General features: G+C 68.5%; 10 protein-coding genes. 2 read left to right on the top strand and 8 right to left on the bottom strand.

Annotated elements, in window-relative coordinates:
• The 4 genes from ACOJVU_RS17555 to ACOJVU_RS17540 form a co-directional block, all read right to left on the bottom strand.
• The coding region (locus ACOJVU_RS17555) for a cellulase family glycosylhydrolase (protein ID WP_421530940.1) at positions 1-2422 on the bottom strand (2422 nt) is incomplete at its 3' end.
• A gap of 291 nt (positions 2423-2713) precedes the next feature.
• Positions 2714-3262 carry a DUF1802 family protein gene (locus tag ACOJVU_RS17550; RefSeq protein WP_421530939.1) on the bottom strand — a complete coding sequence of 183 codons (549 nt, stop codon included), beginning with the start codon at positions 3260-3262 and terminating at the stop codon, positions 2714-2716.
• Positions 3263-3348: 86 nt separating this feature from the next.
• Positions 3349-3741 carry a type II toxin-antitoxin system VapC family toxin gene (locus ACOJVU_RS17545; RefSeq protein ID WP_421530938.1) on the bottom strand — a complete coding sequence of 131 codons (393 nt, stop codon included), beginning with the start codon at positions 3739-3741 and terminating at the stop codon, positions 3349-3351.
• Entirely contained in the window at positions 3738-3953 is a 216-nt protein-coding gene (locus ACOJVU_RS17540; protein WP_421530942.1) for a type II toxin-antitoxin system Phd/YefM family antitoxin, read from the bottom strand. Before ACOJVU_RS17540 ends, ACOJVU_RS17545 begins: the two co-directional genes overlap by 4 nt.
• Before the next feature lie 56 nt (positions 3954-4009).
• Between ACOJVU_RS17540 and ACOJVU_RS17535 the strand changes: the two genes are divergently transcribed.
• The gene (locus tag ACOJVU_RS17535) at positions 4010-4759 is read left to right on the top strand and encodes an enoyl-CoA hydratase (RefSeq protein WP_421530937.1); all 750 of its coding nucleotides are present in this window, start codon (positions 4010-4012) and stop codon (positions 4757-4759) included.
• Between the two features lies 1 nt (position 4760).
• Here ACOJVU_RS17535 and ACOJVU_RS17530 read toward each other — a convergent pair whose 3' ends face one another.
• Positions 4761-6473 (bottom strand): PE family protein, encoded by a 1713-nt coding sequence (locus tag ACOJVU_RS17530; protein WP_421530936.1) that lies wholly within the window; start codon positions 6471-6473, stop codon positions 4761-4763.
• Between the two features lie 180 nt (positions 6474-6653).
• Here ACOJVU_RS17530 and ACOJVU_RS17525 point away from each other — a divergent pair, with 180 nt between their 5' ends.
• Complete coding sequence (locus ACOJVU_RS17525) at positions 6654-7250, top strand: hypothetical protein (RefSeq protein WP_421530935.1); 597 nt, start codon at positions 6654-6656, stop codon at positions 7248-7250.
• A 12-nt stretch (positions 7251-7262) separates the two neighbouring features.
• On the opposite strand, the gene ACOJVU_RS17520 is transcribed toward ACOJVU_RS17525, so the two are convergent.
• The 3 genes from ACOJVU_RS17520 to infB all read right to left on the bottom strand — a co-directional run bounded on the left by ACOJVU_RS17520 (position 7263) and on the right by infB (position 11549).
• Positions 7263-8213 (bottom strand): DHH family phosphoesterase, encoded by a 951-nt coding sequence (locus ACOJVU_RS17520; protein ID WP_421530941.1) that lies wholly within the window; start codon positions 8211-8213, stop codon positions 7263-7265.
• A 76-nt stretch (positions 8214-8289) separates the two neighbouring features.
• Complete coding sequence (gene rbfA, locus ACOJVU_RS17515) at positions 8290-8775, bottom strand: 30S ribosome-binding factor RbfA (RefSeq protein WP_421530934.1); 486 nt, start codon at positions 8773-8775, stop codon at positions 8290-8292.
• Positions 8775-11549 (bottom strand): translation initiation factor IF-2, encoded by a 2775-nt coding sequence (gene infB, locus ACOJVU_RS17510; protein ID WP_421530933.1) that lies wholly within the window; start codon positions 11547-11549, stop codon positions 8775-8777. Before infB ends, rbfA begins: the two co-directional genes overlap by 1 nt.
• Between the last annotated feature and the right edge of the window lie 47 nt (positions 11550-11596).

The raw sequence follows: 11596 nt of genomic DNA, 5'->3' as shown, positions 1-11596 counted from the left end.
CCGCGGTCACGACGACGGTGATGGTGTCGACACCGGGGTCAGAGGAGATGACCAGTTGGGAGGCGTCGGCTGACGATGTCACGGCGCCGCCGGTGACGTCCACGGTATACCCGTTGGGGAACTCCACCTGTGGCACGGCGATCGTGGTGTCCGAGCCTGCTGCGAAGGTTCCAGATCCGCCGACTTCTGCTGTGGAGTAGGTGAATTCGAAGACACCATTGCTGAACGACCACGAATCCGGCGTCCCCGAGATCACCTGAGGATACGGGGCGGACAACGCGTCCAAGTTACCTGTGTCGATGTTGCTGCCGGTCAAAGGTTCGGCGAGGTTCTTGATCAACCACTCCGTGGCCGCCGACGTGGACGTGATGTCGTTTTGACCTGTCAGGGCCCACTCGGTCCAGCCGATGAGATTTTGGTCGGCGGCCCCCATCGAGGCCGCGAGCTCTGTCACGTTGTTGGTGGCTCCGAATTCGGTCATGAAGGCCGGGATGTCGTGCGCCTGGGCGTAATCCACTGCGGTTTGGGCGATCAGGTCGACATCGGGCACGCACCCGATGACCGGGATGGTGAATTGACAGTAGTCGTGGAACGACAGGGCGGTGTTGGAGACGTCCAGGGAGCCCAGATGGATGGGCGACATGAAGCTGGAGGTGACGCTGGGTTCGTAGAAGATCGTCGTGTTCGGGTCGACGGCGCGGATGGCCTCACCCACCTGGTCGTAGAACGGCGTCAGCTGCTGCTGCCCGAAGAACGGGTCACCCAAGACCGTCAGCGGCCATTGCGAACCCGGGCTCGGTTCGTTCATGATCTCGATACCGGCCACATCAGAGTTGCCGTTGAAGTTGGCGGCGACGTGTTCAGCCATCTGGGCGTAGTTGTCTTCCAACCCGATGCCGTTGGAGGCGTCGGCGTTGACCCAGAACTCATCCCAGGCGTGCAACTCTGCGGGATCGAGGAACTCGTTGGCCGGGAAAGGCAATTGCACGTTGAGCGCGCCGGCATCCGTCGCCCACGTCGGCATGCCTTCGCCGCCGAAGTCGCTGCTGTAGGCGTCCTGGTGCATGTCGATGATGGTGTAGATGTCGTGCTGTCCCAGGATGTTCACGGTCTGGTCGATCGAGTCCAGATAATCGGGGTTGTAGACACCCGGCTGCGGCTCCAGGTCGGACCAGATGATGCCGAGCCGAACCACGTTGTAGCCGTTGTCCTGCAGGAACTGCGCATCGGCATTGTCGAAGCCCAGAGCAGACGGGGTGCCCGGCGGAAGTTTGTCGATGAGGTTGTAACCGTGCATTTCGACGACTTGGCCGTCGCTGTTGATGAGGTAGTCGCCGTCGGCGGTGATCTGCGGCAACGTTCCGGTGGCGTCGTTACCCGGTGCGCTACTCAGGCCGAAGTCGCCGACCATGCCGTGGAAGCCGAACAAGCCGCCGTTACCCCCGGCGCCCCCCAGCGCGGGTAACACACCGGCGGACGCGTCGGTACCGCTGTCGCCCGCAGCACCACCAGCACCACCGAAACCGAACAACGCCGCCGTGCTGCCGCCGTCACCCCCGGCACCACCGGCGGCCCCATCCACACCGGCACCGCCGGCGCCGCCGGTGCCGCCGTTACCGAACAGCACGTGAGCGCCGGCACCGCCGATACCCCCGGCCCCACCGACCCCGCCATCGACTCCGGCCTGACCCAGACCGCCGGCGCCACCGACCCCGCCATCGCCCAGGAGCAACCCACCCGCGCCACCGGCACCACCGATACCGCCGTCGACGCCGCCACCGCCGGCACCGCCGTCACCGATCAGCCCCGCCGAGCCTCCCGCCATACCGGCACCGTGATCGACACCGGCCGCACCGGCAGCGCCGGCGCCGCCGTCACCCATCACAAAGCCGCCGTCACCGAGGTTGCCGAACAATCCCGAGCTCCCCAGCAGCGAATCATTGCCACCGGTGTATCCATTCACACCGTTGCCGATCAGATCCCGCCCGAACAACAGCACCGAGGGCTCGTTGAGGGCCGAGTCCAGCGCCTGCCCAACCGGACTGCCGATGTAATCCTGACTGGCCGCGACGGTGGCCACATCGAGCTGATTACCCACCTCGGCCAAAGTCGCGTTCAACAGCACCGCCACATCGAGGGTGTCGGTGAGCCCCGCACCCACATCGGCTCCCACAGTCGTGGCAACGTCACCCCCCACAGCTCCCAGATCAGCAGTGGCCGCACCCACTCCCGCCGCCGTCGCATCCAGGATCGGCTGAAGAATCACATCCAGCACGTCAGCACGCGCACCCGGCAACCCCACCCCCGCCGACAACGCCGCCACCGACAGCACACCAGCCGCAGCACCGGCACCCACCACCAGGCGCGCGGCACGCCCCAAACCACCACGGCGCCGTTGCCCATCCCGCCCGCCAGCAGCCATCCCACACACCTTCCGGGCACCGCGAAAACCCGTCGGAGACCATTGAACACAAAGCGGGCACCAATGATCATGGGATGTGCGTGAAAGCCCGCATGGAATTCCCGCCCCAACGCCACCAGACCAACAATGCCCGTCGGGATGGGGCGAAGCCCGGCTAGGCATAGACAATCCAGACGTTCTGGAATGTCGGGTCCTGCCGCCGCCGGTGAATCAGGGGGCGACCGTGTCTGGGTGAAGAGGCATGGCGCCATGGAAGTTCCCGGCCTCGCCTCGTCGGCGCCTCCGAATAGGTCAGCCCACGGCGTCGCGGACCCGGGCGGCGATCTCGGCCAACGTCGCTTCGTCGTGGACCGGCGGCGCCAGGCCAGGTTGCTGCAGCGGTAGCTGCACCCAACTGGAACACCCCGCGTACCCGGGGGTGCGGGTCAGCCGGACCGGTTCGCTGAGCGGGCGCGCGGAGACCACGAGCACGGCGAGCTGGTGTCTGGGCCGGAAGTCGAGCCGGTCCGCGCGTACCGACTCCGCGGTCCAGATATGCAGATCCTCGATTTCCGGCAGGCCTTCCGGTCGGGTAACACTGAGTGCTGCAAAGACTTTCGCTGCCGCGCGAATCGTGATGTGCTCGTCGCCGCCATCCCCGGCGGCGAGCGGGAGCAGGTCTTGGTGTTCGGGCCGGACCCGTTCGGCGTGACTGTGCGCGACGGTCGGGAACAACAGAAACTCCCGGGACGCCAGTTCGAACCGCTTCTCGCCGATGCCGCCCTTGCGCAGCAGGATCGTCTGACGGCCGTCGAGCAGCGCGCGCACCGCCGCGCTCCACTCCTTGAGTGCGGGCGTCACCGCGTCGCCCTGAACAGTTCGCTGATGGCGCCACACATACCCTCGACAATAGGGAGGCAATAGGAACAACCGTCGTGCGCCGTCGACTACCAGACCGTCACCGGGCGTGGATGCGGATGACTCCGGAGGCGACGGTCTTTGGTGACCAATCGCCAACCGTGTTCGACGGCAGTGGCATAGATCAGCCGATCGGCCGGATCCCCGGGAAACGACGACGGCAGCGACACCGCCGTGGCAGCCACCGATGCGGTGATGCCGACCGTGCGAACATGCTGGGCGAGCCGCCCGAGCCAGCTACGCAGGGGAATCGTCAGCAGAATGCGTTCGTGTTCGGCAAGCCAGGCCAGTTCGAACCACGTGATGGAGGCAACGGCCAGTTCGTCGGCCTGTTCGACCGCCCGGCCGGCCGACTTGCTCAGCCGCTGCGGCTCAGCCGACCACCAATGGAGTGCGTGCGAGTCCAGCAGCACTGTCGTCACGAGGCGTCCCAGGTCTCCCCGGTGGTGAAGAGCTCGTCCTCGGCGACGGCCGTCATCGCAACGCCGGACAACCGGCCCTTGAGTGAACCGGCGCCAGTGGCACCCACCAGCCGGGCCACCGTACGACCATGCTTGGTGATCTCGATTACCTCGCCTTGGGCGACGTCGTCGAGTAGACCAAGGATTTTTGCCTTCACCTCGGTAGCGGTCATATTTCTGGTCATATAGCCATAATAGTGGTCTTTGAGGCACCGATTACGGTTGCGCTATGAGCGACGGCATCCTGCTGATCGAGACCGAAGACCGAGTCCGCACCCTGACCCTCAACCGCCCGCAGTCCCGCAACGCGCTGTCCGCGGCGTTGCGCGACGGGTTCTTCGGGGCCCTGGCCGACGCCGAGGCCGAGGCCGACGTCGACGTCGTCATCGTGACCGGCGCCGACCCGGTCTTCTGCGCGGGCCTGGATCTCAAGGAGCTCGGTGAGAGCTCGGCGCTCCCCGACATCTCGCCGCGGTGGCCGGCGATGACCAAACCGGTGATCGGGGCGATCAACGGCGCCGCGGTCACCGGCGGGCTGGAGCTGGCACTGTACTGCGACATCCTGATCGCCTCGGAGAATGCGCGTTTCGCCGACACGCACGCCCGCGTCGGCCTGCTCCCCACCTGGGGCCTGAGCGTGCGGTTGCCGCAGAAGGTGGGCGTCGGGATGGCCCGGCGCATGAGTATGACCGGCGACTACCTGTCGGCCACCGACGCGCTGCGTACCGGCCTGGTGACCGACGTGGTTCCGCACGAGCAGCTGCTCAGCAGCGCGCGGAACGTGGCGGCGTCGATCGTCGGCAACAACCAGGGCGCGGTGCGGGCATTGCTGGAGTCCTATCACCGGATCGACGAGACCCAGACCGGCCCAGGACTGTGGCTGGAAGCGATGGCGGCCAGACAGTACCGGACCACCGGCGAGGACATCGCCGCCAACCGCGAGGCCGTGCTGCAGCGCGGGCGCGCCCAGGTGCGCTAGGTCACCCGGGCGCGATGGAGGCGGCGAGTTGCTCGGGCACGGTGTTGAGCAGTTCGGGGAGCAGACCGCCGAAGGGGGTACCTCCGAGGTTGAGGTTGAGTTGCGTGACGGTGGCATCCGAAGCCGTCACGTCCATCGTGGCCGTGATCGGGTGCGGCGGAACCAGAAGCCCGTCGAAGGACAGGTGGACCACGACCGGGATAGTTGGACCGGTGATGCCCGTGAGGCCGAGGACCTGTTCGAGCACCGGGCCCAGGGTGTGACCCGCGAGGCCGGGAAGAGCCGTTGTTGCGCTCACCGGCAGCGTCATGTTGACGACGGTTTCGCCGTTGAGGAAGCCGTTCAAGAAGTAGGCCGGCATGTCGACGAGCGCGCCGCCTACCGCAAGAGGGTTGCCGGTCTGCACCGCCGCGGCCAGCGCAGTCGCGCCCGTCGCGAGCCCGTTCAACCCGGACACAGGCGCCCCGAGCAGCGAAAAGACCACTGACAACGGCAATCCGAAGTATGCGCTGGACTCCAGCACCGGGGCGTTCGGGTTGGTTTCGTTCAGCGCGAAGCTCGCCGAGACGTTCGTATTCGTGAGCGTGGAGATCGTGTTGTCGTAGTTGTCCGCGATCTGTCCGGGGATCGAGCCTGGGCTGAAAAGGCCGGCGAAGTCGTGCGCTTGCTGCGCCGGGATAGCCAGGATCGGAAGCAAGTCCCCGCCCGGCCCGAGGATCTTGATATCCGAGAGGTTGCTGGTGTTGAAGCCGCTGATGAACAGGTCCAAGGCGCCGTGGGTGAAGTCCTGCACCGCCTCGTGGTAGTGACCCGCCGCTATCGCTTGCTCGGCCAGCCCCACGTGGGCCTGGAAAACCGGGATGGTCGTTTGCAGGTCAGCGCCCGTTTTCTGCAGCGATGTCACGATCGTCGAGGTCCAGTCGATCTGCTGTTCGATGAAGACCTGGGCCGCCGCCACCGGGTTGAAGTTCAGCACCGGCTGGATCGCGAGATCATCGAGGGCCGCCGGCGCGTTCGCCAAGGTCGTGGGCAGATTGGTCAGGGCGTATGCGAGTTGCCCGCCCACCGTCTGCGCGTAACCCTCCTGGTTCGCGACGATCTGGCGCAGGAAGGGGAAGGGGTCGGCGCCCCAGGTAGCGCCGAGGTCGTGCAGGTTGGCGCCGGTTTGGGTGAACAGAACAACCCACGGGTCGGCGGCGGGATTGGACGGAGGCATGCTGGGCGGGAACAATCCCGTGACCACGGGCTGGATCAGGGTGCCGACCGGGTTGGACAGGACGGAGATCAGCCCGCCGTTCAGGATGTTGGACAGCGCCCCACCGGCGCCTTGACTCAAGCCGGTGAGCAAGGACCCGACCGGACTCCCGCCGACAACCGAAGTCAGGGCGCCGCCAAAGATCGCGCCCAGGCCGCCCAGCAGTGTCGGCTGGGCGTTGGCGGCCTCGGTGCTCAGATATGCCGCCGCGCCGCCGCCCAACAAGCTCACAAAGTGGTCATGAAACGTCGCCGCCTGGGCGCTGACGGCCTGGAATTTCTGCCCGAACGCCGCGAAAACCCGCGAAATTGCGATCGACACGTCGTCGTTGGCGGCGGCCGCGAGCGTGGTGGTGGGAACCGCTGCGGCGGCAGTCGCGTGCTGCAGCGACACGCCCAGACCTGCCAGATTCCCGGCCGCGGCCGACATCGTTTCGGGTGCGGTGATCACGTACGACATGGTTTTCCCCCCGCCCCCTACCACAGAGACCTGTACTGAGATCCTTATCACACATATCACACAATGTCGTGCGCGAGGAAGTGCTCCCGCACGGCCGCGGCGGCCCTGATCGCCACGGGCCGCGATAGCCAATACGATCCCAACAACCGCAGAACAGGTTCGGGGGCGCAGGAGGCATCGGTGCGTGCGGTCCTCGATCTCACCGCGCGGGCGCCCGGCGCCCTGGCCTTGGTAGCAGCCACCGCCATGGCCTCCGCGATCACGGCAGCCGCGCCGCGGGCGGCCGCGCAGCCCCCGCCCGGATTCCCCACTCTCGACGATTTCAGCGCGGTCCCCGCGGACGGCTATCTCACCACGACGGGGCCGGGCACGTCCCCCCGGATCAGGTTCTCCGCCCCGAACAACCTCGTCTGCGACTTCTACGGCGGGCCGCCGCCCGCGCCGCGCCCCTCACAGGACATCCGGTGCAACGGCGACATGCCGGGGATGAGCGACGTCCCCTTCCCCGGCGGCAGCCATCCCCGGCCGGGTGAGTGCGTGGTGGGGGCGGTGAATTTCAAGGGACCCGGCTACGCGTTGAGCCGCATGTCCTACGGCGGCTGCGACGGCAGCCCCGCCTCGTTGCCCTCGAGCGGCAAATTGCTGGGTCCGGGCCAGAAGTTGTCGTATCTCAACGTGACGTGCGTCGTCGGCACGGACAATCTCGCCGCCTGCCTGGATACCACCAGCGGCGACCACGGGTTCGTTCTCCAGCGCTCCGGCAGCTGGGCGTTCTAGCCGGAACGGCACTCAGCCCAGGGCGGCGCGCAGCGACGCCACCACGTCGTGGATCGAGCCCGTGGTCGAGTAGCCGGCCGCCAGCCGGTGGCCCCCACCGCCGAAACCGGATGTGACGGCGACCAGATCGACGTGCTTGGCCCGCATCGACACCGACCACTGCCGCGGCTCGACCTCCTTGAAGACCGCCGCCACCTCGGCCTGCTGCGTGGTGCGCACGATGTCGACGATGCTCTCGACCTCCTCGGCCCGCGAGCGCGCCCAGTCCCTGTTCTCGACGACCGCGTACACCAACCCCAGGCCGCCGACCGCGTCGGGCAGCAACCGCGCGGAACCGAGCACCCGCGACAGCAATGGCAGCCACGCGAACGGATGGGTGTCCATCAGCGTCCGGCTGAGCGTCGCGTTGTCCACGCCGATCTCGACCAGCCGGGCCGCCAGCCGCAGCGCGCGGGCGCCGGCCCAGCGAAACGACCCGGTGTCGGTGGTCAGCCCGGCATAGATGCAGTGCGCGATGTCGGAGTCGATCGGCCGGCCCCATGCATCCAACAAGTCGGCGATCATCATCGTCGTGGAATCCGCGGACAGGTCGACGAAATTCGCGGTCCCGAACATCTCGTTGGAGACATGGTGGTCGATGACCAGCAACTGCGGGGCCGACATCGCCAGCACCCTCAACCCACCCAGCCTCGTCGCGCTCGGAACGTCAACGGTCACGACCAGGTCAACGTCGGCTCGCATCGCCTCGGGGCGCACCAGCAGGTGACATCCCGGCAGCGACGCCAGCGACTCCGGCAGCGTGGCGGGCGCGGCGAAGCCGACCTCGACCTGCTTGCCGCTCGCATCCAGCGCCAGGGCCAGCGCCAGCCCGGCGCCGATCGTGTCGGCGTCCGGATAGACGTGGGAGATCACCGCGATCGTCGCGGCAGCCGACAGCAGCTCGGCGGCCCCGAGCGCATCCACGCAGCGGTTCCGTGCGTCCGCGCGCGCGGTCCCGGCCGCCTCGCCGGCCGCCTCGCCGGGCGCGTCGCCGGCCACGTCAGTCCCGGGATCGATCGCCCTCACCGCTGTCCTCGCAGGCCGTGTCCTCGACCGTAGCCCGGTCGCGGTAGGGATCGGCCTCCCCGGCCGGTTTGGCCCCGACGCGGACCCGCGCCAGACCGGCGTCCGCGGCGCGCGCCTGGGCGAGCAACTCGTCCATGCGGTGCACGGTCTCCGACGTGGTGTCCCGGGCGAACGTCAGTGTGGGAGTGAAACGCACGCCGGTGCCCGCCCCGACCTTCGTGCGCAGGGCGCCCCTGGCACGGTCCAGCGCGGCCGCCGCCGCGTCGTAATCCGGCTCGTCGTCCAACGTGGGGCCCAGCACCGTGTAGTACACGGTCGCGTCGTGCAGGTCGGCGGTCACCTTGGTGTCGACGATCGTCACCCCGGCCAACCCCGGATCCTTGATCTCGAATTCGATCGCCGAAGCGACGATCGTGTTGATCCGCTTGGCCAGCCGGCGCGCCCGGGCAGGATCGGCCATCAGGTCCGTTCCTTCTGCACCAGCTCGTAGGACTCGATGATGTCGCCTTCCTTGATGTCGGCATAGCCCAGCGTCATGCCGCACTCAAAGCCCTCGCGGACCTCGGTCACGTCGTCCTTCTCCCGGCGCAGCGAACTGATCGAGAGGTTTTCGCTGACCACGAGGTTGTCGCGCAACAGCCGGGCCTTGGCATTGCGGCGCACCACGCCGGAGGTGATCATGCAGCCGGCGATGTTGCCGACCTTGGACGACCGGAAGATCGCCCGGATCTCGGCGCGGCCCAGCTCTTTCTCCTCGTAGATCGGCTTGAGCATGCCGCGCAGAGCCTTCTCGATGTCGTCGATGGCCTGGTAGATCACCGAGTAGTAACGGATCTCGACGCCCTCGCGGTTGGCGAGCTCGGTCGCCTTGCCCTCGGCGCGCACGTTGAAACCGATGATCACCGCGTCCGACGCCGACGCCAGGTTGACGTTGGTCTCGGTGATGCCACCGACGCCGCGGTCGATGACGCGCAGCGCAACCTCGTCGTCGACGACGATGCCCATCAGGGCCTCTTCCAGCGCCTCGACGGTGCCCGCGTTGTCGCCCTTGAGGATCAGGTTCAGCTGGCTGGTCTCCTTCAGCGCCGAGTCCAGGTCCTCCAGGCTGATCCGCTTGCGGGAACGCGCGGCCAGGGCGTTGCGCTTGCGCGCGCTGCGCCGGTCGGCGATCTGGCGGGCGATGCGGTCCTCGTCGACGACGAGGAAGTTGTCGCCGGCGCCGGGCACCGAGGTGAAGCCGATGACCTGCACGGGCCGGGACGGCAGCGCCGCCTCGATGTCCTCGCCGTGTTCGTCGACCATCCGGCGCACGCGGCCGTAGGCGTCACCCGCGACCACCGAGTCGCCGACGCGCAGCGTGCCGCGTTGAATCAACACGGTGGCCACCGGGCCGCGACCGCGGTCCAGGTGCGCCTCGATCGCCACACCCTGGGCCTCCATGTCGGGGTTGGCCCGCAGGTCCAGGGCGGCGTCGGCGGTCAGCACGACCGCCTCCAGCAGCGCCTCGATGTTGGTGCCCTGCTTGGCGGAGATGTCGACGAACATGGTGTCGCCGCCGAAATCCTCTGCCACCAAACCGTATTCGGTGAGCTGGCCGCGGATCTTGGCCGGGTCGGCGCCCTCGACGTCGATCTTGTTGACCGCCACCACGATCGGCACGTCGGCGGCCTGCGCGTGGTTGATGGCCTCCACCGTCTGTGGCATGACACCGTCGTCGGCGGCCACCACCACGATCGCGATGTCGGTGGCCTTGGCGCCGCGGGCCCGCATGGCGGTGAATGCCTCGTGACCGGGGGTGTCGATGAAGGTGATCGGCCGCTCGGTGCCGTCGAGTTCGACGGTGACCTGGTAGGCGCCGATGTGCTGGGTGATGCCCCCGGCCTCACCCTCGCGGACGCTGGCGTTTCGGATCGTGTCCAGCAGCCGGGTCTTGCCGTGGTCGACGTGACCCATGACGGTCACCACCGGCGGACGGATCTGCAGGTCCTCCTCGCCGCCCTCGTCCTCGCCGTAGGACAGGTCGAAGGACTCCAGCAGCTCGCGGTCCTCGTCCTCGGGGCTGACGACCTGGACGTTGTAGTTCATCTCGCTGCCCAGCAGCTCGAGCGTCTCGTCGCCGACCGACTGGGTCGCCGTCACCATCTCGCCGAGGTTGAAAAGCGCCTGCACCAGCGATGCCGGATTGGCGTCGATCTTCTCGGCGAAGTCGCTCAACGACGCCCCGCGTGCCAGCCGGATCGTCTCGCCGTTGCCGTGCGGCAGACGAACGCCGCCGACAACGGGCGCCTGCATGTTCTCGTATTCGGCGCGTTTGGCCCGCTTGGACTTGCGGCCGCGCCGTGGCGCTCCGCCGGGACGGCCGAACGCGCCGGCGGCACCCCCGCGCTGACCGGGACGGCCACCGCCGCCACCGCCACCCGGGCGGCCGCGGAAACCGCCGCCACCGGCGCCGGGTGCGGCACCGACCCCGCCGCCAGCACCGCCGCGGTAATTACCGCCGCCGTCGGGGCGACCGCCGCCGGGGCGAGCACCGCCGGGCCGGGGCGCGCCGGTCCGAGGCGGACGCGGCCCACCGGCGGCACCGGCGGGCCGCGGGGGCATGTTGCCGGGCGAAGCGCCCGGGCGCGGCGCTCCCGGCCGGGGCGCGCCGGGGCGAGGTGCCGCCGGACGCGGAATGGGCCGGTCGACAGGCTGGGCCGACGAGAACGGGTTGTTGCCGACGCGCGGGGTACGCACGCCGGGCTTCGGCGCGGGCCCCGGACGCGGGCCCGGTGTCGCACCGGGGTGCGGCCCCGCCGCCTGGCCGGGTTGCTGGCCGGGGGCCGTGGGCGTGGACTTGGGCGCCGGGGCCGACGGACGGCCGGGCGCCGGCTGCGGGGTCGCGGCGGGCGGGGCCGGGGAAGCCTGGACTGCCGGCGCCGGTGCGGTCTCGGGACTCGTTGGCTTGGCGGGGGCCGCTCCGGCTTCCCCGTTGCCGACGGACTTGCTGATCGCCTTGTCGAGGGCCTGGTCGAGCGATTTGTCGGGGCCCTTGGCGGGAGCCCTGGTCGCGCTCTTTCCGGGGGCCGACTTCCCGCCGCCGAAGGACTCGCGTAGCCGCCGGGCTACCGGCGCCTCCACCGTCGACGACGCGGATTTGACGAATTCGCCCTGCTCGCTGAGCCGGGCGAGGACTTCCTTGCTGGTGACACCGAGTTCCTTGGCCAACTCGTGTACGCGGGCCTTACCTGCCACTACATCTCCTGTCTATGAGGCGCGACAGTCGTAGGCCGGCGCCTCGG

Source organism: Mycobacterium sp. THU-M104 (assembly GCF_049197365.1).
Lineage (GTDB): Bacteria > Actinomycetota > Actinomycetes > Mycobacteriales > Mycobacteriaceae > Mycobacterium.
This window is presented reverse-complemented; position numbering and strand designations above follow the sequence as displayed.